The organism is Phreatobacter sp. (assembly GCF_016793595.1).
GTDB lineage: Bacteria > Pseudomonadota > Alphaproteobacteria > Rhizobiales > Phreatobacteraceae > Phreatobacter.
Window position 1 is genome coordinate 63,004 of the sequence record NZ_JAEULY010000013.1, and the last position, 22,951, is coordinate 85,954.

The window sequence follows — 22,951 nt, forward strand, 5'->3', positions numbered from 1 at the left end:
CGTTCGCTCGCATCCGCGTCCGGAGATCGTCATGACTTTCTGCCTCACCCGCCGCACCGCGCTTGCCGGCGCCGCTGCGAGCCTCGCGGCTCCGCGCCTCGCCTTTGCGGCTCCGGTCGAGATCGAGGCGCATTACGCCATGCCGGCGGTCTACAAGGATGTGAAGGAGGCTATCGCGCGCGCCTTCATGGCCGCCAATCCCGACGTGAAGGTCACCTGGCGCCAGCCGACTGCGAGCTATGACGAGGCCACGCAGCTCGTGCTGCGCGAGGCGGTCACCGGCCGCCAGCCGGACCTCACCTTCCAGGGTCTGAACCGCCTGCGCGTCGTCGCCGAGCGCGACCTTGCCGTCGATATCGCGCCGCTGCTCAAGGCCGAGGGCGAGTCCGTGAAGTTCGGCTACACGCCCGAACTGCTCGGCCTCGGGCAGGCGGGGGGCATTCAGGCCGGACTCGCCTTTGCGACCTCCAACCCCATCGTCTTCATCAATGCCGACCTGTTCCGCCGCGCCGGCCTCGATCCGGACAGGAAGCTGACGACCTGGGACGAGCATATCGAGGCGTCGAAGCGCATCTCCGCCCTCGGCGGCGGTATCCACGGCTCCTACTACCGCTGGCAGGGCGACTGGATCTATTCGGCGCTGCTCTTCGGTTTCGGCGGCACGATGATGGACGCGGCCGAGCGCGATATCGGCTTCGCCGGTCCCGAGGGCCGCGCTTCGCTCACCGTGCTCGACCGCCTCGTGCGGCAGGGCGGCATGCCCGCGCTGTCGGGCGAGGCGGGCGCACAGGCCTTCGCCGCCGGCAAGGTCGGCATGTACTACTGGTCGACCGCCTTCCTGCGGCAGGCGATGAACTCGCTCGGCCAGAACTTCAAGCTGGCGACGTGGGAGTTCCCGCTCGGCGACAAGGCCCGCGGCCGCCTGCCGACCGGCGGCGCTGCCGGCATGATCCTCGCGAAGGATCCGGCCAAGCAGCAGGCCGCCTACCGGTTTCTGCGCTATGCCACCGGTCCCGAGGGCTGCGCGACCATGGTCAAGGGCACGGGCTATGTGCCGGTGAACCAGATCGCGGCCGACGATCCGCGCCTCCTCGGCGACTTCTACCGCGACAATCCGCTGTTCATGACCGGCGTCCGGCAGATGTCGGTCATGGTGCCCTGGTATGCTTTCCCCGGCGCCAATGGCGTGCGCATCACCTCCGTCATCACCGACAACGTCTCGCGCGTCGTCGAGCAGAAGGCCTCCGTCGAGACCGCGCTCGCCGATATGGCGCGCGAGGTAACGCGTCTCCTGCCGCGCGCCTGATCCGTTCATGCCCCGCCGCGCCGGAAGGGGCCGGACGGCGGGGACCATGCAGAACCTTCCAGCCCCGGAACCGAGGTTGTCATGTCCACCAAACTGACCCGCCGCTCGACGCTCGGCCTGATGGCCGGCGCGGCGACCATCGCCATGCCGAACGTCGTGCGCGCGCAGACCATCGAGATTGTCGCGCACTATTCGATGCCGCCGATCTTCAAGGCTGCGCAGGAGGCCATCGCCGAGGCCTTCAACAAGAAGAACGACAAGGTGAAGGTCACCTATGTCAACCCGACGCCGAACTACGAGGACGGCGCGCAGCTCATTCTGCGGCAGGCGACCACCGGCGGTCTGCCGGACGTGTCGTTCCAGGGCCTCAACCGCCTGCGCCTCTTTGCCGAGCGCGGCATCGCCGCCGATCTGAAGCCCTTCCTCGACCGCGAGGGCGATGTCGCAAAGCTCGGCTATTCGAAGCCGATCCTCGGCCTCGGCTTCCACGGCGGCGTGCAGTGCGGCCTTGCCTTCGCGACCTCGAATCCGATCAGCTATCTCAATGGCGATCTCCTCAAGAAGGTCGGCTCCAGCGCCGAAGCGTTCCCGAAGAACTGGGACGAGGTCATAGCGCTGTCGGCCAGGATCGCCGCGCTCGGCGACGGCAATACCGGCATGTTCTTCCGCTGGCCGGGCGACGACTGGATGTTCTCGGCGCTGCTCTACGGCTTCGGTGGCCGCATGCTGACCGAAGATGAGACCAGGGTTGCCTTCGACGGACCCGAGGGTCTCGCGGCGGTGAAGCTGCTCGACCGCATGGTCAAGGAAGGCAAGATGCCGAATTTCGGCGCCTCGGCCACCGCGACCGCCGACCTGCAGGCTTTCGGCGCCGGCAAGATGGGCGTGATGTTCCGCACTACCGCGCAGGTGCGGCAGATCTCCGGCATGGTCGGCCGCAATTTCGAGCTTCAGACCACGACGCTGCCGGTGATCGATCCCGTCAAAGGTCGCCTGCCGACCGGCGGCGCGGGCCTGATGATGACTGCCAAGGATCCGGCCCGTCAGGCCGCTGCCTGGGAGTTCATCAAGTTCGCGTCCTCGGCCGAGGGCACGACGATCATGGCCAGCAATACCGGCTACGTGCCGTGCAACCAGCTCGCCATCGACGACCCGATCTATCTCGGCGAGTTCTACAAGGCGAACCCGCTGTTCCAGGCGGCGACGAAGCAGGTGCACCTGATGATCCCGTGGTACGCCTTCCCGGGCCAGAACTCGGTGCGCGTGACGCAGGTCATGGTCGACAATCTTGCCCGCATCGCCGAGCAGAAGGCGAGCCCGGAAGAGGTCGTGCGCGACATGGCGCGCGAGGTGACCCGTCTTATCCCGCGCCGGCAGGGCTGACGCCTTCAAACAGAAAAGCGCCGGTCCGGGCCGGCGCTTTGCTTTTAGGGCGCCATAGTTGTGTCGTGTTTTCTTTGCGCGAACCGGTGCCCACTTCGCTTGAAGACGCTGCAGGTATCAGACGAACTGGACGGAGACGCTGCCGAGCGGGCCGAAATCGGCATGGAGCGTATCGCCCTTCGCGGCCCAGACCGGGCGCGTGAACGAACCGGACAGCATGAGGTGGCCGGGCTCCAGCACGGTGCCGAAGCGGCCGACCTTGTTGGCGAGCCAGGCGATGGCCATGGCCGGGTGGCCGAGCACGCCGGCGGCAATCCCGGTCTCCTCGATCTCCGCGTTGCGATAGAAGATCGCGCCGACCCAGCGCAGGTCCACCGCGTCCGGCCGGACAGGACGGCCGCCCAGAACGATGCCGGCGGCGGCGCCGTTGTCGGCGACGGTATCAGTGATCTTGCGCGGGTTCTGAACGCGCGCGTCGATGATCTCGATGGAAGGCACCACCCATTCGGTAGCGCGCAGCACGTCGACGAGGCCGATGCCCGGACCTTTCAGCGGCTCTTTCAGGATGAAGGTCAGTTCCGGCTCGACGCGCGGCACGCAATAGTCCTCGAAGCGGACCCTGGCGCCGTCGTTCAGCAGCATGGAATCGAGGAGGTGGCCGTAGTCAGGCTCGTCGATCTGTGAGGAGGCCTGCATCGCCTTGGAGGTGAGGCCGATCTTGTGGCCGATCAGGCGTGCGCCTTTCGCGATCTTCATCTCGGTGACCAGCGAGGAGATGGCGTAGGAGTCCTCGATCTGGATATCCGGATAGGTCTTCGAGAGCTGCAGCGCAGGCGTGCGCCTTTCCTCGGCGGCGATGAGGATTTCGGCCGCCTTGCGGCGGTCGGTGTCGGATAGCATGGGCTTTGATCCTTGGATCGGAGGAGGGCGGTCAGGCCTTGTCCGGGAACAGCCCGGACAGGACCTCGCCGGCGAGGTTGAAGGCGGCGACGCCACGGAACAGCGCGGCGATGGCGGCCGCGGCGTGCAGTTCATCGAGCGTCGCGCCGGCCTTGATGGCCGCCTTGGCGTGGTTGTTGGCGGCCTCGGAGGTCTGGGTCAGCAGGATGGCGAAGGCCATGAGCTGAACGGTCTTCTGGTCCAGCGCATCGGGGGTCAGCGCCGCGATACGCCAGTCCTCGATGGCCGCGACCACTTCCGGCGCGACATTCATGCCGAGCTTCAGCCGCTTGGCGATGCGCGGCGGCGTGAAGCCGATCATGTCCTCGTAGCGCTTTTCAAGCTCGGCGAGGGTGGGGAGATCCTTGCTGGGCATGGGCAGGCGATCCTTCTCTTTCCGGTGCCGGGCCGCGACGTCACTGGGGGGTGAGGCCGGCGGCCCGGACGATGCCCGACCACTTGTCAGCCTCGGACTTGAGGTAGGTGCCGAAGGCCGGACCGAAGACCGTGCCGGGCTCGGCGCCGAGTTCGGCGAAGCGGGCGACGATGGCCGGCTCCTTGAGAACGGCGGTGGTCGTGTCGACCAGAACCTTCATTACCGCGGGCGGCGTTGCGGCCGGCGCGACGAGGCCGAACCAGGCGGAAGCCTCGAAGCCGGCGACGCCCGCCTCCGCCATGGTCGGCAGTTCGGGATAGAGCGACGAACGGGCAGCGCCGGCCACCGCGATCGCGCGGATCTTGCCGCCGGCGACCTGCGGCCGGATGGCCGGCATGTTGTCGAACATGAAGGGGATGTGGCCGGCGACGAGATCGTTCATCGCCGGGGCCGCGCCGCGATAGGGCACGTGGATGATGTTGATGCCGGCGAGCGACTTGAACAGTTCGCCAGCGAGATGATTGGTGGAACCGGCGCCCGAGGAGCCGAAATGCAGCTTGCCCGGCTCGGACTTGGCGAGGGCGATCAGTTCGGCGACCGAATTGGCGCGCACCTGTGGGTTGACCGCCAGCACGATCGGCACCGAGGCGGTCAGCGCGACGGGCGCGAAGTCCTTCAGCGGATCAAAGTTCATCCGCTGGAACAGCGAGGGGTTGATGGCGAGCGGGCCGGGGGCGGCGAGCAGCAGCGTGTAGCCGTCGGCATCAGCGCGGGCGACAGCCTCGGCGCCGACATTGCCGCCGGCGCCGCCGCGATTCTCGACCACGACGGGCTGCTTCCAGATCTCCGACAGGCGTTGCGCCACGATGCGCGCGATCACGTCATTGGAGCCGCCGGCAGGGAACGGCACCACGATGCGGACGGTACGCTCCGGAAATGCCGCGACGGGCGCAGCGGCGAAGGCGAGAGCGGTCAGCCCGGCGACAGCGGACAAAAGACGGGTCATGCTTCCTCCAAATAATAATCGATTATTTTATGATTATCGATTATTCTCTGCCATGCTGGACCGGAGCGGTCAACCGCGCGGCAGCGAACGGGATGGCGCAGCGCCCATGCGCCAGGAAGTCTCAAGCGGCTCGAGGCAGGACGGGACGAAGCATGGCATTGCAAGGAAACGAAGCGCGGCAGCCGCCGCCCTGCACGGGGCCGGATCGCCATCCGCACAGGCCGTCCTTCGTCATGCCTAAGGGCGCATGCGACACGCATGTCCACGTCTTCGGTCCGGCCGCGCAGTTCCCGTTCAGTCCGGCGCGCAGCTATACGCCGGAGGACTGCACCTACGACGACCTCGTCGCGCTGCACGACGTGCTGGGCATCGATCGCGTGGTGATCGTCCACGGCGGCGCCCACGGCACGGACAATGCGGCGACACTCGCGGCGCTCGCGCGCGCGCCCGCGCGCATGCGAGGCGTCGCGGTCATCCCCTCGGGCCTGCCGCGCGCGACGCTGGAGGATATGCACCGGCGCGGCATGCGCGGCTGCCGCATGTCCACGGTGGTCAGCGGCGGCGCCTCCTTCGACCATCTGGGACGGCTCGCCGAGGAGACGCGCGACCTTGGCTGGCATCTGGTGCTCCATTTCCACAAGGCCGGCGAACTGCTCGACGTGGAAACCGCGCTCGTCGCCTCCGGCCGTCCTTTCGTGCTCGACCATCTCGCGCGGATCACGGCGGCCGAGGGCGTGGACTCAAAACCCTTCCAGGCCGTGCTGCGACTGCTCGATACGGATCGCTGCTGGGTCAAGCTCGCCAGCCTCTACCGCCTGTCCTCGGACCCCTATCCGCACAGGGACATGCTGCCGCTGATCCATCGCGTGGTCGAGCACAGGCCGGACCGGATCCTGTGGGGCAGCAACTGGCCGCACCCGATCTGCCCGGTGCCGATGCCGAACGACGGCGACCTCGTCGATCTCATCCCCCTGTGGATTCCCGACGCGGATCATCGCAGGCTCGCACTGGTGGACAATCCCGCGATGCTCTACGGATTCGATCCCGTCGATGGTTGAGAACCATGGCCCGATGAGCCTTCGCGAGACCCCCGCATCACCGTCCGCGGCCACGTTGTCGACGACGCTCGCCGAGCGCCTGCGCAGCGCGATTATGCGCGGCGAACTCGTGCCGGGCTCCAAGCTGGTGCTGGATCGCATTCGCGCGAGCTACGGCGTCAGCCTCAGTCCCTTGCGCGAAGCGTTGTGGCGACTGGAAAGCGAGGGGCTCGTTCAGGCCGAGGACCAGCGCGGCTATCGCGTGGCGCCGGTCTCCGCCGACAACCTGTCCGAGGTCATCCGGTTGCGTGTCGAACTGGAGAGCATGGCGGCGCGCGAGGCTATCCTGCACGGCGACGCTGCCTGGGAGGGACGCATCCTCTCGTCGCTGCATCAGCTGAACCGCTCCCGGCGCGGGCAGCGTTCGCCGGAGGAACAGGAGGAATGGGAGCAACGCCACCGCGCCTTCCATGCCGAACTGATCTCGGCCTGCCGCATGCCCATGCTGCAGCAGTTCTGCGAGACGCTGCATGACCAGAGCGACCGTTACCGGCGCATCTTCCTGAAGGATCACGAGCCCGACCGCGACGTGCCGGCCGAACACGCGGCGATCGCCGACGCCATGATCGGGCGCCGAGCCGACGACGCGGCACGCATGCTGCGCGACCATATCGAGCGGACCGGGCGTAACATCCAGGTCGCGCTGCGCGGGCCCGGCTGAACGCGTCCGGTATCGGCGTGACGGGATCCGTCGCCTTTTCTTTTGTTGCGCCAGATCACCCCTCTGGAACCCATTGATGCCGCAGGCGGCGTGATCGCGACATTTCCGGCAACAGGCTGGCGGGTGTTCTCAATTCGGCAACGCTATATCCTCAAAATTGAACTTCCGAGGTCGGACGGTCGGCTGTCACTGTTCGTTCATTAGCATCGCTCGTGGAGGCGGTGGCAAAAAGGGGAACAGGATCATGGATCGTCGTACGCTGCTCGGCGGGTTGTCCGCTGCCGCCGCCCTCACGCCCGGCTTCGCGCTCGGTCAGGCGACCAATGAAATCCGCATCGGCGCGCCGCTGCCGCTGACCGGCCCGCTGGCTCCCGAGGGGCGCAAGCAGAAGCGCGGCTACGATCTCTGGGCCGCGCAGGTGACCAAGGAAGGCGGCGTCGATGTCGGCGGCCGCAAGCTTCCGGTCCGCATCATCTATTCCGACTACCAGTCCGCGACGCCGCGCGGCGTGCAGGCCTGCGAGTTTCTGGTCAACCAGGAAAAGGCGCACTTCCTGTTCTCGCCCTTCGGTTCGGGCGCGGCGAAAGCCGGCTCGGCCATCGCCGAGCGCTACAAGATCCCGATGATCGCGCCGACCGCCTCGTCGGTCGAAGTTTACGATCAGGGCTTCAAATATCTGTTTGGCACCTTCACGCCGAATTCGACGCTGACCGAGCCGCTGGCGAAGCTCGTCACCGAGAAGGCGCCGGACGTGAAGAAGGTCGCGATCTTCTCGCGCAACGACCTGCTGCCGCTCTCCCTCGCCAACGAGATGCGCAAGTCGTCGGCCGCCCGCAACCTCAGCGTCGTCTATGACGAGAAATTCGCCATCGGCACGCTCGACTTCGCGGCGGCGCTGACCCAGATGCGCGCGGCGGCCCCCGACTGGGTTTTCGTCGGCGGCTACATCAACGATCTCGTTCAGGTGCGCTCGCAGATGCGCGATCTCGGCATGAAGCCGAAGGTGCTGACGATGATCGCCGGCCCTGCCTACGAGGAATATATCCAGGCGCTCAAGGCAGCCGCCGAGAACGTCTCCAGCGCCGCATGGTGGCATCCCTCCGTTCGCTACGAGGGCGAGGATCTGTTCCGCTCGACCGCCAATTATGTCGAGGTCTTCAAGGCCGCCTATAACGGCGAGACGCCCGACTATGCCGAGGCTTCGGCATCCTCGGCCGGCGCGATTCTTCAACTCGCCCTGAAGAAGGCCGGCACGCTGGAAGGCCCGGCGGTGCGCGACGCGCTCGCCTCGCTGAACGTCCGCACCTTCTGGGGACCGGTCCATTTCGGCCCGACCGGCCAGATCGACAGCCTGACCCCGCCGGTGTTCCAGATTCAGGGCGGCAAGGCCGTCGTGCTGGTGCCGGACGAGATCAAGCAGGGCGAATTCCGCTTCGGCATCGCCTGACGTCCTGATCCAATGAGCGCTTCCCTTCTCGCGCAGGTCCTCGCCAACGGACTCCTGCTCGGCGGCCTCTATGCCGCCGTTGCAGCAGGGTTCTCGCTGGTCTGGGGCGTGCTGAACGTCGTGAACATGCTGCACGGCTCCGCCATCGTCCTCGGCTCCTACGCGGCCTGGTTCGCCTCGGCCCGGTTCGGGATCAATCCGTTCCTGTCGGCCATCGTCGTCGGCCCCGCCATCGGCCTCATCGGCTGGGCGGTGCAGCGTTTCGTCATCCAGCGGGTGATCACCGCGCCGGTGCTGATCACGCTGGTGCTGACCTTCGCCCTCGATCTGATCCTCAACAACGGCATGATCAACGCCTTCTCCGCCGACTACCGCAAGGTGCCGCCGGTGACCGGAACTCTCATCAGCTTCGGCCCCATCGGCCTGCCGATGGACCGCGTTCTCGCGGCCGTGGCCGGCGTCGCGGTGACGCTCGCCGTCCATGCCTATCTCAACAGTTCACGCCTCGGCCGCGCCATCGTCGCCGTCCGCATGGACCGTGAAACCTCGATGCTGATGGGCGTGAAGGTCGAGCACATCTACGCCGTCACCTTCGGCCTCGGCCTCGCGCTCGCCGGCATCGCCGGCTGCCTGATGGCGGTGGTCTTCCCGATCTCGCCGCTGAACAGCTCCGGCTATCTCGGCATCGCCTTCGTCGCCTGCGTGCTGGGCGGCCTCGGCAGCATCGTCGGCGCGATCGTCGGCGGCATCGTTCTCGGCGTGGTGGAGAGCTTCGGCGCCATCTTCGTCGGCCCGGAATACAGCGTCACGGTCGCCGCCGTGCTGCTCATCGCCATGCTGCTGCTGCGCCCGCAAGGGTTGCTCGGCCGCGCCGGCTACGAGTGAGCGCGCCATGAAGACCCTGTCCTCCTCGCCCTGGATCGGCCCCGTCCTCGCCCTCGCCGGCGGCGTCATCCTCGCCTTCGGCCTGCCGGCGCTCGTCGGCGACCAGGCCTATCTCCTCAGGCTTGCGACCCAGCTCGCCTTGCTGATCACGCTCGCCATCGCGTGGAACCTCGTCGGCGGCTTCACCGGCTATCCGTCCTTCGCGACGGCTGCCTTCTTCGGCCTCGGCGCCTATGCCATCGCGGTGGCGCAACAGGCCGGATGGCCGGTCTGGAGCGGCTTCCTGCTGGCGGCGGTGCTGTCGGCGCTGCTCGCGGCGCCCTTCGGCTTCGCCATTCTCAGGCTGCGCGGCCACTATTTCGCGATCGCCAGCCTGATGCTGGTGACCATCCTGAAGGAGGTCACGACCGGCTGGTCCGATCTCACTGGCGGCGGCATGGGCATCAACCTGCCCGGAGCCGGCGGTAATCCCACCGCCATCGCGACGGTCGCGCTGGAGACCATGGTCATCCTCGCCGCGGCCGCACTGGCGCTGTCGATGGTCGTCGCCAAGGGCCGCCTCGGCTTCGGCCTCGCCTGCATTCGCATGAACGAGACGGCCGCCATGGGCGCGGGCATCGACGCGCCGCGCCTGAAGACCATCGCCTTCACTCTGTCGGCGGCGATCTGCGGCCTTGCCGGCGCGACCTATGCCCGCTGGATCGGCTATATCGACCCTTCCGACGTCTATGACGTGATGTGGTCGGTGCGCCCGATCATCGCCGCGCTGATCGGTGGCGTCGGCACGGTGTTCGGCCCGGTCGTCGGCTCGATCGTCTACATGGCCTTCGAAGAGCTCATGTGGCGCAACCTGCTGACGTTCGGCACGGGAGCGCTCGGCGTCCTGATCGCCCTGCTGGTGCTGCTGCTGCCGGCCGGCATCATCCCCGGCATCCTGCGCAGGAGGGCGTCATGACCGAGGCTCCCCTGCTCAGGCTGGAAAACCTCTCCAAGCGCTTCGGCGGCCTCAAGGCGGTCAGCGATGTCAGCCTCACCTTCGGCGAGGGCGAGATCGTCGGCCTGATCGGCTCCAACGGCGCCGGCAAGACGACGCTCGTCAATCTCGTCACCGGCCATCTGAAGCCGACGGCCGGGCGCGTCACCTTCGCCGGTCGTGACGTGACGGGGGCTCCGCCCTATCGTCTGGCAAGGCTCGGCCTGCTGCGCACCTTTCAGGTCGTGCAGCCCTTCGCGCAGCTTCCCGCCCGCGACAATGTCGCGGCGGCGGCGCTGTTCGCGGGTGCGGCCGGCGACATGGCCGCCGCCAGGCGCGCGGCCGATCAGGCGCTCGAGCGGCTGGGCATTTCCCACGTCGCCGATCGTCTGCCGACGCAGGTGACGCTGGCCGAGCGCAAGCGGCTGGAGCTCGCCAAGTCGCTCGCGGCGAAGCCGAAGATGCTGTTCCTCGACGAGGTCAATGCCGGGCTCAATTCGGCGGAGATCGACGGCGTGCTCGACATGATCCGCTCGATCGCCGCCGAGGGCGTCACCATCGTCGTGATCGAGCATCTCATGAAGGTCGTCCGCGGCCTCTGCACGCGCCTCGTGGTGCTGCATCAGGGCGCGCTGCTGGCGGACGGACCCACCGACGCCGTGGCGCGCGATCCCAAGGTTGTCGACGCCTATCTCGGCAAGCGCGGCGCGGCCATGCTGGAGGCGGCACGATGACCGGCCTGACCATCAACGGCGTGACCGCCGGCTATGGCGACGTGACGGTTCTGCAGGACGTCGCCTTCGACGTGGCCGCGCCTGGCATCACCGCCGTCATCGGCTCGAACGGCGCGGGCAAGACGACGCTCCTGCGCGCGCTCTCCGGCCTCATCAAGCCGAATGCCGGGCGCATCGCGCTCGGTGGCATCGAGCTGGCCGGACTGGCGCCGGACGCCTTCGTCGCCACCGGCATCGCCCATGTGCCGGAAGGCCGCCGCCTGTTCGCGGGCATGACGGTGGAAGACAATCTGATGATGGGCGCCTTCTCGCGCCGCCTGCCGGCATCAGTGCTGCGCGAGGAACTGGATGCGGTCTACGCGCTGTTTCCGCGTCTCGCGGAGCGGCGCAAGCAGGACGCGGTCTCCATGTCCGGCGGTGAGCAGCAGATGTGCGCCATCGGCCGCGGGCTGATGGCTAAGCCGAAGGTGATGCTGATCGACGAACTGTCGCTCGGCCTCGCGCCGGTCGCGGTCGATGTGCTCGTCGACGCGCTGACGCGGCTCGCGGCCGACGGCCTCGGCCTGCTCGTCGTCGAGCAGGATGTCGCCGTCGCTTTCGACCTTGCCAGCCAGATCGTGGTGCTCGACCGCGGCCGCGTCACGCGAACCGGGCCGAGCGCATCGGTGGCCGCCGACCCGGCCGTGCGCGCCGCCTATCTCGGCGAAGCCTGATCTCCATCGAGACCATCATGACCCAGACCACCATCGAGACCATCCGCTCGCCCTATGACGGTTCGCCGGTCGGCGAGATGCCTGTCGCGGATGCCGCCGCGGTCGAGGCCGCCATCGTCGCGGCGGAGCGTGGCTATCAGGTCATGCGCAAGCTGCCGCGCTTTGCCCGCGCCGACATTCTGGCGCGTGCCGCCGACATCCTGCGCCGCCGTCGTGACGAGGTCGTCCGTATCATCGCGGCGGAGGCCGGCAAGCCACTCTATGACGCGCGCGGCGAGGTCGCCCGCTCGCTGTTCAACCTGACCAATGCCGCAGCTGAGGCCCGTCGCTTCGGTGGCCATGAAGTGCCGCTCGACATGGATGCGGGCGTCTTCGAGTACCAGACGACCACGGCGAGCGGCGCGAAGCTCGATCTGTCCAGGGCCGATCCCGACCAGCTCGCGGCGATCCGCCGCCGCGTCGGCATCGCCCGGCGCTTTCCGATCGGGCCGATCCTCGCCATCGCGCCGTTCAATTTTCCGCTCAACCTCGTGCTGCACAAGGTCGCCCCCGCGCTTGCCGTCGGCAATTCCGTGGTGCTGAAACCTGCGCCGCAGACGCCGCTGACCTCGGTCCTTCTCGCCGAGATCCTCGCCGAAGCCGGCCTGCCGGAGGGGGCGCTGTCGGTGGTCCACTGCCCGGTGCCGCTGGCCGAGGCCATGGTGCGCGACGACCGCTTCGCCATGGTGACCTTCACCGGCTCGGCCAAGGTCGGCTGGCACATCAAAGCCATTGCCGGCCGGAAGAAGGTGGCGCTCGAACTCGGCGGCAACGGCGCGGTCGTCGTCTGCGCCGATGCCGACCTCGATCTTGCGGCGGCGCGCTGCGTGCGTGGCGGCGTGGTCTATGGCGGCCAGTACTGCATCGGTGTCCAGCGCATCCTGGTTGAGCGGCCGGTGTACCAGACCTTCCTCGACAAGCTCCTGGACAAGGTCCGCGCCTGCCGCGTCGGCAATCCCATGGAGGAGGGCGTCGATGTCGGCCCCGTCATCGACGAGGGCTCGGCGAAGCGTATCGAGAGCTGGATCAATGAGGCCAAAGCCGCCGGCGCCAAGGCCGAGATCGGAGGCGACCGCGACCGCGCGGTGATCCAGCCCTGCGTGCTCACGGGCACGCGCGCGGGCATGAAGGTCGAGGACGAGGAGATCTTCGGGCCCGTGCTGACGGTCAACCCGTTCGACACGTTCGAGGAAGCGGTCACCCGGGCCAATGACAGCAAGTACGGCCTTCAGGGCGGCATCTTCACCCGCGACGTGACGCGCGCCTTCCGGGCGATCGAGGATTGGGATGTCGGCGGCCTGATGGTCAACGACGTGCCGATCTATCGCCTCGACAACATGCCGTTCGGCGGCTGGAAGGAGTCGGGTCTCGGGCGGGAGGGAACCCTCTACGCCATGGAAGACATGACCGACATCAAGCATCTCGTGATCAACTACGCCTGACGCAGGGCAGGCGGTTCCCACCATCGTTTCGACTTCTCAAGGAAGGGCCATTCCATGGCTGACGTCATCGATTTCGCCGCCGGCGGCTACCGGTTCATCAAGGGCGTGTCGCAATATTCCGCCGGCGTTGCCGCGCAGCCGGGCTACCGGCTGGAGCGCGTGCGCTTCGCCGAGCCCGTGCCGCTGGCCGAGGGCTTCGCCCGCATCGCCGAGGTGATCAAGGCGGCCGGCCGGCCGCTCACGGCCTTCGCCGCCTGCGAACTGCGCTCGCCGGCGCCGTTCACGGAGGAAGGCTTCATCGCCTTCAACGCCATCTATATCGAGACGCTGAAGCAATGGGGCCTGTTCGAGGGCGGCCTCAACCCGGTGGCCCGCAGCAATGTCTGTCCGGAGATCGCGCCGCCGCCGGTGCCGAGCTTCCACGCCTTCGCCTTCACGGTCGAGGACGCGGGCGCGGCTCCGTCCTTCGTCGTCGCCGGTTCGGGCGAGGCGCCCGAAGGCCATGCGAAGTATCAGGACCACATCGTCAATCGCGGCGACCTGTCGACCGAGGGTCTGCGCGGCAAGGCCCGCTTCGTGCTCGCCGAGATGGAACGGCGCGCGGGTCTGCTCGGCTTCGGCTGGAAGGACACGACGGCCGTTCAGCTCTACACGGTCCATGATGTGCATCCCTTCCTTGCGGAGGAGATCGTCCGTCGCGGGGCGGCGCGCAACGGCCTCACCTGGCACTTCAACCGTCCGCCGGTGCAGGAGCTCGAATATGAGATGGACTGCCGCGGCATCCCGGTCGAGCGGGTGATCTGACGCCGCTCACGCGGCGGTGGCGCGAGCCTCGGCGACCTTGCGCAGGTCGCCGAGAAAGGCCGAGACCGCCACTGGCAGGCGGCGGCCGCCGAGCACCATGACATCGATGGAGGCGGAGCGCAGCTGCGGCTCCGTCAGGCTGATCGCCGCAAGTTCGCCCGCCGCGACTTCCTGCTTGCACGACAATCCCGTGATGAGAGCGACGCCCAGCCCCGCGCGCGCGAACGAGCGCAGCCCGTCGATGCTGTTGGTGACAAGCGCCGGGTTCATCGTCAGGCGCTCGATGCGACAGCATTCCTCGACCAGCGCGCGGATGCCGAACGAGGTGATCGGCAGGGCGACTGGATAGTTGAACACATCGCGCAGCGAGACGCGCGGCGGGATCGTCAGCGGATGGCCCGGCAGGCAGATGGCGCGAACGTCGTCGTCGAGCTGGAACAGGAAATCGACCTGCGGATCAGGGCGGGCATTGAAGGCGATGCCGATATCGGCATCGCCGCTGCGGACGGCGGCCACGACATCGGCCGTGCCCATGACCAGAAGCTCGAACGAAATATCCGGGTGGACCGCCCGGAACGTCGCGATCGCCTCCAGCAGGTAGTTGGATACGATCCCCTCGACCACGACCAGCTTGACGGCGCCGCGTTCAAGACCGCGCAGCGCGGCAAGTTCCGAACGGGCGCGCTCGGCGTCCATCATCACCAGCTGGGCGTGCAGGGCATAGATTTCGCCGGCCTCGGTCAGCCGCATGCCACGCGTATGGCGCTCGAACAGCGGCATGCCGACCTGATGCTCGAGCTGCTGGATCTGGCGACTGAGGGCGGAAGGGGCGACGCGCAGCCGGTCCGATGCACCCCGGATCGAGCCGGCCCGGACCACCTCGTGAAAATATCGCAGCTGCGTGAAATCCACTGACCGCCGACCCTTCTCCAGAACGCCGGACAGCCTCCCCGGATTGCCGGCGGCAGACAACCCTTCGGACCGAATGGCTATTGCCCGTCACGACGATGAGTCGGGCGGGCGCATGGACTTCGGGCAGGCTCTTGCCGCAGGCGCCACTGCTTCACCGAGGGGCCATTGCCCCGTTCAGCCGAGCCATTGCAACTCGCCGGCCGGCGGCGCGATGTCGGGATTGGCGGCGATCATCCGTTCCCAGACACGCCGTGTCACAGCCTCCGCCTCGCGGACCAGCGCCGGCTCGTCGATGGTCAGGACTTTCCGGTCGCGCATCAGGAACTCGCCGTCCGTCATCACGGAATGGACCGTGCCGGGATGACCGTAGTGGACGACGTTAGATACGAGCCGGATGAGCGGGCGAAGCGCCGGCGCCGACAGGTCGATGAAGGTGAGATCGGCCTTCTTGCCGACTTCGACCGAGCCGATCTCGTGGCCCGCATCGACCGAACCCGCCGCAAGCCGCGTCACCGAGTCGAGGACCTGCTGTGGCGATGGATCTACGCCGCCCTCGACCTCGCGGCCTCGGCCCGTGCGGTGGACGATGGAGCCGAAGGCCATGGCCTGGAACATGTCCTCGCTCATGTTGTCGGTGCCGAAGACGACCTTCACTCCGGCATCGCGGATCTGGCCGATCCGCACCTTGTGGAAATTGCGGCGGGAGATGCTGGCCGGCGTATGCGCCATCTGCACGCCTTTCGAGGCCAGCAGGCGGATGTCGCTCTCGGTGCAGAAGGTCCAGTGCGCGGCGACGAGATCGGGATCGAGAAAGCCCTCGCGGTCGAGATATTCGGCCGAAGTCAGGCCGTGGGCGGCCTTCACGGCCGCGACCTCTCCGGGGCTCTGCGAGAGATGCACAGTGCGCGTGAGGCCGTGCTTCGCCGCGAGATCGAGCACGGAGCGCAGCATGGCCGGCGAGCAATTGTCGGGCGCGTGGGCGGCCGCCTGGCAGCGGACGCGGTCGCCATGGGAGCCGTGGAAGCCTTCGATCAGCGCATTGGCGCGGTCGAGGAAGGCGGCGCCGAAAGCTTCGTCCGGCGTGTAGTCGCCGTGCCGGATCTTGCGTGTGTCGATATCGGCGCAGCTTTCGGTCAGCCAGAGCCGCATGCCGGTCGCCGCCATGGCCGGCGCATAGGTCGTGACATGGCGGAACGGGTCGACCAGTGTGGTCGTGCCGGAGCGGATGGCTTCCAGGCAGCCGAGCTGGGCGATGACCGAGCGTTCCTCGCCGCTCATCGCGTAGGAGATCGGCGTCATGTAGCGATAGATCGCCTCGCCCGGCCAGTCCTCGATCGTGCCGCGCAGCGCCAGCAGGACGGTGTGGGTGTGGGCGTTGATGAAACCGGGGAAAACGGCAAGGCCCCGGGCATCGAAACGCTCGTGGCGCGGGTAGTCGCGCTCCAGATTGGTGGTCGGGCCCACCGCAGCGATGCGGTTGCCGGTCACAGCGACGGCGGCATCGGGCAGGATCGCGCGAGCGTCGTCGCAGGTGGCGACGATGGCATTGGTGATCAGGACATCCATGGCGGCCCGCCGGGAATGAGGAGCGGGACGCGGCAGTGCCGCGTCCCGCGAGCTTCGGATCAGGGCTGACCGGCGTCGATCTCGGCGCGCTCCAGCGCCTGCGCCTCAAGACCGTGCTTCTTCAGCAGGGTCATGTAGGTGCCATCGGCGATCAGCCTGTTGAGCGCGGCCGCCACCGCGTCGCGCAGAACGGTGGAGTCCTTCGGGAAGGCGAGGCCGGACATGTTGCGGCCGATCGGCGTGCCGATGCGCTTGAAGGCGCCCTGTTCCTGCTGGCTGAGATAGACCACGTATTCCGCGCCGAGGACTGCGGCCTGCACGCGGTTCTGGCGCAGGTCGGTGCGGGTGGCGGTGGCGCCTTCCGAACCGATGACGTTGATCGCGGGGCGGCCCTGCGCGACGCAGTTCGCCTGGCTCCAGGCCTGCAGCGTCGGGAAATAGGCGGTCGTGCGTGGGGTCGAGATCGACTTGCCGCAGAGGTCGGTCGGCTGGTTGAGGTCGCCCGCCTGCGCGGCGAGCGCGAAGATCTGCGGCCCGGTCGAGACGTAATCGACGAAGGTCAGCCGGTCGCGGCGCGAGGGCAGGTCGGTCATCGACGAGCCCGAGAAATCGATGCGGTTGGTGGTCAGCGCCGGGATCAGCTGGGCGAAGGCCATTTCCTCCCACTGGATGCGCAGGCCGAGCACCTTGGCGATCTCGGTGACGAGGTCGACGTTGAAGCCGCGGCGCTCGTTGGTCGCCGGGTCCTTGTAGGCCATCGGCGGGTAGGTCGCCTCGATGCCGATGCGCACGACGCCGGCGGTGCGGATGGCGTCGGGCAGCGGGATCGCAGCCTGCTGCGCCGAAGCGGAGGTGGAAAGCAGCGCGGCGAAGCCGGCTGCGAGAAGGGCGGTGCGGAAAGTCATGGTTCTTGTCCCCTGTGGCTTGCAACTGTCGTTCGGCGGCGTGTCCGGTCGCCCATCGTCACGCGACGGGCGACCTGTCCTTCACGCGGCCTTGGCGGCCTGCGCCTCGCAGGACGCGAAATGGCCGGCGATCTCCCGGCCGGTGCCGATCCAGACGTCGCCGTAGCTCTTCACATGCTCGATGAACTCGCGCAGCAGCTTGAGGCGCATCGGCCGGCCCGAGACCTGCGGATGCAGGACGGTGGTGATCAGCCCGCCCCAGTCGCGCGTCTCGGCGAGTTCGTCCTTCCAGATCGACAGGACATGCTCGCGCGGAAACAGCGGACGCGGCGAGTAGCGGTGGGTGAGGCCGTACATCCAGTCGTCGAAGGTCATGGTCGCGGGAAGCTCGATGACGCCCGGCGTGCCGTCGGCGAGAAGCTGGCGGTAAGGGCGCACATCGTCGCGCCACGAGGACGAGTAGAGGAAGCCATGCTTCTTCAGAAGCACGCGCAGTTCCTCGCAGCTCTCGCCGAGCGGCGCGCGATAGCCGACGGGAACGACGCCGAGGCGACGCTTGAGGCTGTCGAGACCCTTGTCCATTTCCTCGACGATATGAGGCGCGCCGGGGTCCGGCATCAGGTGGTGGAAGCCGTGATGGCCGACCTCGTGGCCATCCTTCAGGATCGCCTCGCACATGGCGGTGTGGGCCTCGATGGCCCAGCCGGTGATGAAGAAGGTCGCCTTCAGCTCCTGATCGCGCAGCATTTCCAGCAGCTTCGGCACGCCGACGCGAGCTTCGAAGCCGCCATAGGACATGGTGACGAGCCGCTCGTAGTGGTTCGGGTCCTTGGCCGTCCACGCGGATTCCGCGTCGACGTCGAAAGACAGGAACATCGCGGCCTTGTTGCCCTTCGGCCAGGGATAGACAGGCGAGAGCGGCGCGCGGTTGGCGGGCAGCAGCGGCAGGGCGTCGAGATTAGCGACCGGCATTGATGGTGATCTCCGTGAGTTCGGACGGCTGCAGCTGCCACTTGGCGAGAAGCTGCTTGTAGGTGCCGTCGGCGATGAGCTCCTTCAGCGCCCTGACGATGGCCTGGCGCAGTTCCTCCGCCTCCTTGGCGGTGGCGATGCCCATCAGCGTGAAGCGCGTCGGCTCGCCGACGAGGGCGAAGGTGTTGGGCTCGAGGCCCATGATGTAGGGCAGCGTCTCCGAGCCCTGCATGGCGGCGTCGATGCGGCCCTGCCGAAGCTGGGTGCGGGCGTCGGCCGAGCCCTCGGTGCCGACGATGCGGATTTCGGGGCGGCCCCTGGCGACGCATTCTGCATCCGAGAAGGCCTTGATCTCGCCGGGCAGCGAGGTGCGGCGCGAGGCGCCGACCGTGCGGCCGCACAGGGCCTCGCGGTTCGGAAACTCGCTCGCGCGCGAGTGCTGGACGAAGAACTGGGTCCCTGAGCGGATGTAGTTGATGAAGGTCGCCGTTTCCTGACGGGCGGGCAGGTCGCTCATGCCGGAGAGGATGATGTCGACGCGCCCCGTTCGCACCGCCGAGAGCATCTGCTCGAAACTCGTCTCCTGCCATTGCATGCGGACGCCGAGCCTGGCGGCGATGGCATTGCCGAGCTCGATGTCGAAGCCGGTCAGCTCGTTGGTCTGCGGGTTCTTCATCTCCAGCGGCGGATAGTTCGGCACCACGGCTGCGATGATCGATCCGCGCTGGCGGATGGAGGCGGGCAGTTCCTGCGCGGCGGCCACGGCTGCGGTGAGGGTTAGCGCCGCCGAGAGAAGCAGTCTTGTCAGCATGGGTGGGCTCCGGGTCTCTGGAAGGGCGGCCGGTTGCTCCGGCTCTGGAGGAAAGCGTGGATCAGGCGAGCACCGCCGCGATGAAGGCGCTGGTGCGTGCCTCGGTCGGCGCGCCGAGCACCTGGCTTGCCGGGCCCGTCTCGACGATGGCGCCGTGGTCCATGAACACGACGCGGTCGGCGACCTCGCGGGCGAAGCCCAGTTCGTGGGTCACGACGATCATGGTCATGCCGGAGGCGGCGAGCTCGCGCATGACCGCCAGCACCTCGCCGACCAGTTCGGGATCGAGCGCGGAGGTCGGCTCGTCGAAGAGCATGACCTTTGGCTTCATCGCGAGCGCGCGGGCAATGGCGACGCGCTGCTGCTGCCCACCCGACAGGTTGGCGGGGTAGGAATTGGCCTTCTCGGCGAGTCCGACGCGCTTCAGCAGCGCATGGGCCTCCTCGATCGCTTCGCGCTTCGAGCGGCCGCGAACCTGGATCGGCCCCTCGATGATGTTCTCGAGCGCGGTCAGATGCGGGAAGAGGTTGAAGCGCTGGAACACCATGCCGGTGGCGAGCCGCTGGCGGGCGATCTCGCTCTCCGGCAGGTGGTAGAGCTTGTCGCCATCGATCCGGAAGCCGGCGAGCTCGCCATCGACCCAGATGGCACCCCGATCGATCTGGGCGAGCTGGTTGATGCAGCGGAGCAGCGTGGTCTTGCCGGAGCCGGAGGCGCCAATGATGCAGACCACCTCGCCGGAGGCGACGTCGAGCGAGACGCCGCCGACCGCCTTGAACGAGCCGAAGCTCTTGTGGACGTCGCGGATCGAGACGATGGGGCGGAGGCCGGTGGCGGAAGGGATGTTGGTCATCGGCCCACTCCCGCGCCGCGTCCGTAGTGACGCTCCAGCAGCATCTGCAAGGGGGTCAGGATCGAGACCACGGCGAGATACCAGATGGCTGCGACGATCAGCAGTTCGATGACCCGCGAGTTGGCGTAGTAGATATTCTGCGCGTTGTGCAGGATTTCCGAGAACTGGATGATGCTGGCGAGCGAGGTCAGCTTAACCATGCCGATGGTCTCGTTGCCGAGCGGCGGGATGATCACGCGCATGGCCTGCGGGAAGACGATGCGGCGCAGCGCCTTCAGGCGGGTCATGCCGATCGACTTCGCCGCCTCGTACTGGCCGACATCGACCGAGAGCATGCCGGCGCGGACCACCTCGGACGTATAGGCGCCCTGGTTGATGCCGAGGCCGAGCAGGGCCGCGACGGCGGGCGTCATCACATCGACCGTGCGGGCGCTCCAGACGCCGGGAATGCCGATGGTCGGGAAGATCAGCGCGAGGTTGAACCAGAGCAGAAGCTGGAGGATGACCGGCGTGCCGCGGAACAGCCACGCATAGCCCATGGCGACGCTTTTCAGCACCGGGTTCGGCGACATCCGCATGATGGCGGTGACGACGCCGAGGATGATGCCCAGCGACATGGCGCCGATGGTCATCAGGATGGTGTTGGCGAGCCCTTCGAGGATGGCGCGCGCGGTGAGGAACTGGCCGACGAAGGCCCATTCGATCTGGCCGACCGCGAAGGCGCGGGCGAGGGCGGCCAGAACGACGAGGATGGCGGCGACCGCGATCCAGCGGCCCCAGTAGCGCTCGGCGACGATGGAATGGCCGGAAATGTCCGGCAGGGCGGCGGTGCTGGCGGCGGACTGGCTCATGCGCTGCGCCTCTCTTCCGTCGAGACTGCGGGCTTCGGGGGCAGGGTCGCGCCGACCTGATCAATGATGGCGCCGTAATATTGCGGCCGGCGGTGTGCAGCGAAGTTGAACATCTTTTCCTTGCCCTGTCGGCAGGCATCGAGATCACAGTCGGCGACGATAACCTCGTCACCGAGCGTCGTTGCCTGTGCAACGACCGTGCCGTTGGGGTCGACGATGCAGGAGCCGCCGATGAGGCCGGAGCCGTCCTCGTTGCCGGCTTTCGCGACCGAGACGGCCCAGCAGGCGTTCATGTAGGCATTGGCCTGAACGGCGAGCGTCGAGTGGAAGGTCCGGATGGCCTCGTTCTCGGCCGTGCCGCCGTTCGGGTCATAGGCGGCGGAATTGTAGCCCATCAGCATGAGCTCAACGCCCTGCAGACCGTAGCAGCGCCAGGCCTCCGGCCAGCGGCGGTCGTTGCAGACGAGCATGCCGAGCACCGGCTCATGCCAGGCCTTCGGGCCCCAGAAGGCGGGGAAGCCGAGATCGCCATATTCGAAGTAGCGCTTCTCGAGCTGCTGGAACCGGTCGCCCGCGCGCGGCTCAACCGAACCGGGCAGGTGAATCTTGCGGTATTTGCCGAGAACCGCGCCGTCCGGCCCGACGGTGATCGAGGTGTTGAAGTGGCGTCCGCCGGCGAGCTCGCCATAGCCGACATAGAAGCCGACCCGCCGCTCGGCGGCGCGATCGAACAGCGCCTGCACAGCCGGGTTCGGCATGGCCGGTTCGAAGTAGCCATCGACATCCTGGGGCTGCAGCAGCCAGCGCGGGAAGAAGGTGGTGAAGGCGAGCTCGGGAAACACAACGAGCTGCGCGCCATCGTCCGCCGCGCGGTCGAGCAGCGCGATCATCCGCGCCAGGATCGCCGAACGCTCATCGGCACGCTGGTTGGGGCCCATCTGGGCGGCGGCAATGCGCAAGGTGCGGGGCATGACGGGCGTTTCCGGACTTCGGACTGGCGGTACTCGCGAGCACCGCCGGGCGTGTGGCTTTGAAGCCCCGACTGTCACGCGGCGGGGCCGGCCCGACAATGCTCTGCTCTATGATTTCTTGGGCATGTCTATTTGTTGGGCAAATGGATCATCTGATAGTACGGGCCTTTCGGTGGCCGCCGGCGCCGCCGGTTCTGTGGGATTCCGCGCGGCCGGCCGCGAAATGGCGAAACGGTTGCGTCTCGTTGATGCGCGGCGAATGCCTCAGCGCTCCGCAAGCGCGGCCCGGACCTCGCGCAGAAACACTTCGGCGAGGCGCGAGAGCGGCCGGGTGCGCGAGCGCACCACATAGGCCTTCACGGGTGTCACCGGCTCGAAGGGGATGACGACGAGGCCCTGTTTGCCACTCGCCTCGGGCGAGAAGGGGTCGACGATCGTCGCGCCGATCTGGCTCGCGGCGAGCACGCAGGCGGTGTGGCAGTAGCGGACCTCGACGACCGACTGGAACGGCGTGCCCGTCGCCTCGAAGGCGCCACGCACCATGGTGCCGAGCCGCGTGCCCCGCTCCAGCGCGATGAACGGCCGGTCGGCAAGGTCGGCTGGCGTCACGACCGATCGCGATGCCAGCGGGTGCCCGGCCGCCACGACGCAGACCATCCGGCTCTCGTGGACCGACTCGGTGACCAGCGCCGGGTGATCGCCGATGCCGAGGACGAAGCCGAGCTCCGAAACGCCTGTCTCGACATTCTCTGTCACGTCCTCCAGCCGGCGCACGTCGAAGGCGACCCGCACTTTCGGCCGCTTGGCGAGGAACCGCTGAAGCGCGACCGGGATCGCGCCATAGCCGAGCGGTGGCGTGGCTATGATGCGGATCTGCCCGGCCTTGTTCTCGCGCAGGTCCTGGACCCTCGATTCGAGCGCCGCGTGCATGGAGAAGATCGGCTCGGAATCCTGGTAGAGCGTGCGCGCCTCCTGCGTCGGGAACAGCCGGTTGTTGATGCGCTCGAACAGCGGGAAGCCCAGCTGGTCCTCGAGATGCTTGATGGCGTTGGAGACGGCCGGCTGCGACAGGCCGAGCTCGCGCGCAGCGCCCACCGTCGTCTCGCAGCGGATCACAGCGCGGAGGAGTTGAAGCTGACGCAGGTTCATATGGGCCACGCAAATAGAATGCCCCGAAAACAAGGGCGCAAGCAAATAGTGTGCTGAGTTGGCGACTCCCGTCGGAAGCCTCGTTCGCCGCCTGATTTTCACCAGCCGCAGGGCTCCGCACATCTGCCAGTCACTGCATCGCATTGCCGCGCTTTG

23 protein-coding genes are annotated in these 22,951 nt (G+C 67.6%); 11 read left to right on the forward strand and 12 right to left on the reverse strand.

The genetic code is table 11. From position 1 onward, the window contains the following. The first annotated feature begins 31 nt into the window (after positions 1 to 31). Both JNK84_RS14005 and JNK84_RS14010 read left to right on the forward strand, forming a co-directional pair. Positions 32 to 1,306, forward strand: a complete 1,275-nt coding sequence (locus tag JNK84_RS14005; RefSeq protein ID WP_293425011.1) for an ABC transporter substrate-binding protein — start codon at positions 32 to 34, stop codon at positions 1,304 to 1,306. 81 nt (positions 1,307 to 1,387) lie between these two features. Then, positions 1,388 to 2,689 (forward strand): ABC transporter substrate-binding protein, encoded by a 1,302-nt coding sequence (locus tag JNK84_RS14010; protein WP_293425012.1) that lies wholly within the window; start codon positions 1,388 to 1,390, stop codon positions 2,687 to 2,689. Positions 2,690 to 2,806: 117 nt separating this feature from the next. Here JNK84_RS14010 and hpaH read toward each other — a convergent pair whose 3' ends face one another. From hpaH to JNK84_RS14025, 3 genes are read right to left on the reverse strand one after another with little or no spacing between them, the layout of a single operon-like run. Beyond that, the gene (gene hpaH, locus JNK84_RS14015; protein ID WP_293425013.1) at positions 2,807 to 3,589 is read right to left on the reverse strand and encodes a 2-oxo-hept-4-ene-1,7-dioate hydratase; all 783 of its coding nucleotides are present in this window, start codon (positions 3,587 to 3,589) and stop codon (positions 2,807 to 2,809) included. A 31-nt stretch (positions 3,590 to 3,620) separates the two neighbouring features. After that, positions 3,621 to 4,004 (reverse strand): carboxymuconolactone decarboxylase family protein, encoded by a 384-nt coding sequence (locus JNK84_RS14020; protein ID WP_293425014.1) that lies wholly within the window; start codon positions 4,002 to 4,004, stop codon positions 3,621 to 3,623. 40 nt (positions 4,005 to 4,044) lie between these two features. Next, entirely contained in the window at positions 4,045 to 5,010 is a 966-nt protein-coding gene (locus tag JNK84_RS14025; protein WP_293425015.1) for a Bug family tripartite tricarboxylate transporter substrate binding protein, read from the reverse strand. 233 nt (positions 5,011 to 5,243) lie between these two features. On the opposite strand from JNK84_RS14025, the gene JNK84_RS14030 reads away from it, so the two are divergent. From JNK84_RS14030 to cnbZ, 9 genes are all read left to right on the forward strand, one after another. Then, entirely contained in the window at positions 5,244 to 6,068 is an 825-nt protein-coding gene (locus JNK84_RS14030) for an amidohydrolase family protein (protein WP_293425016.1), read from the forward strand. Between the two features lie 13 nt (positions 6,069 to 6,081). Further along, positions 6,082 to 6,768 (forward strand): GntR family transcriptional regulator, encoded by a 687-nt coding sequence (locus tag JNK84_RS14035; protein WP_293425017.1) that lies wholly within the window; start codon positions 6,082 to 6,084, stop codon positions 6,766 to 6,768. A 244-nt stretch (positions 6,769 to 7,012) separates the two neighbouring features. After that, positions 7,013 to 8,215, forward strand: coding sequence for an amino acid ABC transporter substrate-binding protein (locus JNK84_RS14040; RefSeq protein ID WP_293425018.1), 1,203 nt, complete (start codon positions 7,013 to 7,015; stop codon positions 8,213 to 8,215). A gap of 12 nt (positions 8,216 to 8,227) precedes the next feature. Continuing rightward, on the forward strand, positions 8,228 to 9,100 hold the full coding sequence (locus JNK84_RS14045; protein ID WP_293425019.1) for a branched-chain amino acid ABC transporter permease: 873 nt from the start codon (positions 8,228 to 8,230) through the stop codon (positions 9,098 to 9,100). Between the two features lie 7 nt (positions 9,101 to 9,107). Beyond that, a complete protein-coding gene (locus JNK84_RS14050) occupies positions 9,108 to 10,055 on the forward strand; it encodes a branched-chain amino acid ABC transporter permease (RefSeq protein ID WP_293425020.1) in 948 nt (315 codons plus the stop codon). Then, on the forward strand, positions 10,052 to 10,807 hold the full coding sequence (locus JNK84_RS14055) for an ABC transporter ATP-binding protein (RefSeq protein ID WP_293425021.1): 756 nt from the start codon (positions 10,052 to 10,054) through the stop codon (positions 10,805 to 10,807). Before JNK84_RS14050 ends, JNK84_RS14055 begins: the two co-directional genes overlap by 4 nt. Further along, on the forward strand, positions 10,804 to 11,520 hold the full coding sequence (locus JNK84_RS14060) for an ABC transporter ATP-binding protein (RefSeq protein ID WP_293425022.1): 717 nt from the start codon (positions 10,804 to 10,806) through the stop codon (positions 11,518 to 11,520). The genes JNK84_RS14055 and JNK84_RS14060 overlap by 4 nt, the downstream gene beginning before the upstream one ends. Before the next feature lie 17 nt (positions 11,521 to 11,537). Next, the gene (locus tag JNK84_RS14065; RefSeq protein WP_293425023.1) at positions 11,538 to 13,001 is read left to right on the forward strand and encodes an aldehyde dehydrogenase family protein; all 1,464 of its coding nucleotides are present in this window, start codon (positions 11,538 to 11,540) and stop codon (positions 12,999 to 13,001) included. Positions 13,002 to 13,055: 54 nt separating this feature from the next. Continuing rightward, entirely contained in the window at positions 13,056 to 13,805 is a 750-nt protein-coding gene (gene cnbZ / locus JNK84_RS14070; RefSeq protein WP_293425024.1) for a 2-amino-5-chloromuconate deaminase CnbZ, read from the forward strand. A gap of 6 nt (positions 13,806 to 13,811) precedes the next feature. On the opposite strand, the gene JNK84_RS14075 is transcribed toward cnbZ, so the two are convergent. The 9 genes from JNK84_RS14075 to JNK84_RS14115 form a co-directional block, all read right to left on the reverse strand. Further along, positions 13,812 to 14,717 (reverse strand): LysR family transcriptional regulator, encoded by a 906-nt coding sequence (locus JNK84_RS14075; protein ID WP_293425025.1) that lies wholly within the window; start codon positions 14,715 to 14,717, stop codon positions 13,812 to 13,814. A gap of 174 nt (positions 14,718 to 14,891) precedes the next feature. After that, positions 14,892 to 16,283 (reverse strand): amidohydrolase family protein, encoded by a 1,392-nt coding sequence (locus JNK84_RS14080; RefSeq protein WP_293425026.1) that lies wholly within the window; start codon positions 16,281 to 16,283, stop codon positions 14,892 to 14,894. A 59-nt stretch (positions 16,284 to 16,342) separates the two neighbouring features. Further along, complete coding sequence (locus JNK84_RS14085; protein WP_293425027.1) at positions 16,343 to 17,188, reverse strand: ABC transporter substrate-binding protein; 846 nt, start codon at positions 17,186 to 17,188, stop codon at positions 16,343 to 16,345. Positions 17,189 to 17,269: 81 nt separating this feature from the next. Then, positions 17,270 to 18,160 carry a polysaccharide deacetylase family protein gene (locus JNK84_RS14090; RefSeq protein ID WP_293425028.1) on the reverse strand — a complete coding sequence of 297 codons (891 nt, stop codon included), beginning with the start codon at positions 18,158 to 18,160 and terminating at the stop codon, positions 17,270 to 17,272. Then, positions 18,147 to 18,971 (reverse strand): ABC transporter substrate-binding protein, encoded by an 825-nt coding sequence (locus tag JNK84_RS14095; protein WP_293425029.1) that lies wholly within the window; start codon positions 18,969 to 18,971, stop codon positions 18,147 to 18,149. Before JNK84_RS14095 ends, JNK84_RS14090 begins: the two co-directional genes overlap by 14 nt. A 61-nt stretch (positions 18,972 to 19,032) precedes the next feature. After that, complete coding sequence (locus JNK84_RS14100; RefSeq protein ID WP_293425030.1) at positions 19,033 to 19,824, reverse strand: amino acid ABC transporter ATP-binding protein; 792 nt, start codon at positions 19,822 to 19,824, stop codon at positions 19,033 to 19,035. Next, positions 19,821 to 20,675, reverse strand: a complete 855-nt coding sequence (locus tag JNK84_RS14105) for an amino acid ABC transporter permease (RefSeq protein WP_293425031.1) — start codon at positions 20,673 to 20,675, stop codon at positions 19,821 to 19,823. Before JNK84_RS14105 ends, JNK84_RS14100 begins: the two co-directional genes overlap by 4 nt. Beyond that, complete coding sequence (locus JNK84_RS14110) at positions 20,672 to 21,646, reverse strand: N-carbamoyl-D-amino-acid hydrolase (protein WP_293425032.1); 975 nt, start codon at positions 21,644 to 21,646, stop codon at positions 20,672 to 20,674. Before JNK84_RS14110 ends, JNK84_RS14105 begins: the two co-directional genes overlap by 4 nt. A gap of 264 nt (positions 21,647 to 21,910) precedes the next feature. After that, positions 21,911 to 22,795 carry a LysR family transcriptional regulator gene (locus JNK84_RS14115; RefSeq protein WP_293425033.1) on the reverse strand — a complete coding sequence of 295 codons (885 nt, stop codon included), beginning with the start codon at positions 22,793 to 22,795 and terminating at the stop codon, positions 21,911 to 21,913. Positions 22,796 to 22,951 lie beyond the last annotated feature (156 nt).

What these genes read in the sequence shown, in the direction of transcription:
- JNK84_RS14025 (WP_293425015.1), bottom strand. Translation starts at nt 5,010, where the DNA reads ATGACCCGTCTTTTGTCCGCTGTCGCCGGGCTGACCGCTCTCGCCTTC.
- JNK84_RS14055 (WP_293425021.1), top strand. Translation starts at nt 10,052, where the DNA reads ATGACCGAGGCTCCCCTGCTCAGGCTGGAAAACCTCTCCAAGCGCTTC.
- JNK84_RS14090 (WP_293425028.1), bottom strand. Translation starts at nt 18,160, where the DNA reads ATGCCGGTCGCTAATCTCGACGCCCTGCCGCTGCTGCCCGCCAACCGC.
- JNK84_RS14110 (WP_293425032.1), bottom strand. Translation starts at nt 21,646, where the DNA reads ATGCCCCGCACCTTGCGCATTGCCGCCGCCCAGATGGGCCCCAACCAG.
- cnbZ (WP_293425024.1), top strand. Translation starts at nt 13,056, where the DNA reads ATGGCTGACGTCATCGATTTCGCCGCCGGCGGCTACCGGTTCATCAAG.
- JNK84_RS14050 (WP_293425020.1), top strand. Translation starts at nt 9,108, where the DNA reads ATGAAGACCCTGTCCTCCTCGCCCTGGATCGGCCCCGTCCTCGCCCTC.
- JNK84_RS14080 (WP_293425026.1), bottom strand. Translation starts at nt 16,283, where the DNA reads ATGGATGTCCTGATCACCAATGCCATCGTCGCCACCTGCGACGACGCT.
- JNK84_RS14060 (WP_293425022.1), top strand. Translation starts at nt 10,804, where the DNA reads ATGACCGGCCTGACCATCAACGGCGTGACCGCCGGCTATGGCGACGTG.
- JNK84_RS14100 (WP_293425030.1), bottom strand. Translation starts at nt 19,824, where the DNA reads ATGACCAACATCCCTTCCGCCACCGGCCTCCGCCCCATCGTCTCGATC.
- JNK84_RS14085 (WP_293425027.1), bottom strand. Translation starts at nt 17,188, where the DNA reads ATGACTTTCCGCACCGCCCTTCTCGCAGCCGGCTTCGCCGCGCTGCTT.
- JNK84_RS14005 (WP_293425011.1), top strand. Translation starts at nt 32, where the DNA reads ATGACTTTCTGCCTCACCCGCCGCACCGCGCTTGCCGGCGCCGCTGCG.
- JNK84_RS14040 (WP_293425018.1), top strand. Translation starts at nt 7,013, where the DNA reads ATGGATCGTCGTACGCTGCTCGGCGGGTTGTCCGCTGCCGCCGCCCTC.
- JNK84_RS14095 (WP_293425029.1), bottom strand. Translation starts at nt 18,971, where the DNA reads ATGCTGACAAGACTGCTTCTCTCGGCGGCGCTAACCCTCACCGCAGCC.
- JNK84_RS14010 (WP_293425012.1), top strand. Translation starts at nt 1,388, where the DNA reads ATGTCCACCAAACTGACCCGCCGCTCGACGCTCGGCCTGATGGCCGGC.
- JNK84_RS14115 (WP_293425033.1), bottom strand. Translation starts at nt 22,795, where the DNA reads ATGAACCTGCGTCAGCTTCAACTCCTCCGCGCTGTGATCCGCTGCGAG.
- hpaH (WP_293425013.1), bottom strand. Translation starts at nt 3,589, where the DNA reads ATGCTATCCGACACCGACCGCCGCAAGGCGGCCGAAATCCTCATCGCC.
- JNK84_RS14030 (WP_293425016.1), top strand. Translation starts at nt 5,244, where the DNA reads ATGCCTAAGGGCGCATGCGACACGCATGTCCACGTCTTCGGTCCGGCC.
- JNK84_RS14035 (WP_293425017.1), top strand. Translation starts at nt 6,082, where the DNA reads ATGAGCCTTCGCGAGACCCCCGCATCACCGTCCGCGGCCACGTTGTCG.
- JNK84_RS14020 (WP_293425014.1), bottom strand. Translation starts at nt 4,004, where the DNA reads ATGCCCAGCAAGGATCTCCCCACCCTCGCCGAGCTTGAAAAGCGCTAC.
- JNK84_RS14065 (WP_293425023.1), top strand. Translation starts at nt 11,538, where the DNA reads ATGACCCAGACCACCATCGAGACCATCCGCTCGCCCTATGACGGTTCG.
- JNK84_RS14045 (WP_293425019.1), top strand. Translation starts at nt 8,228, where the DNA reads ATGAGCGCTTCCCTTCTCGCGCAGGTCCTCGCCAACGGACTCCTGCTC.
- JNK84_RS14105 (WP_293425031.1), bottom strand. Translation starts at nt 20,675, where the DNA reads ATGAGCCAGTCCGCCGCCAGCACCGCCGCCCTGCCGGACATTTCCGGC.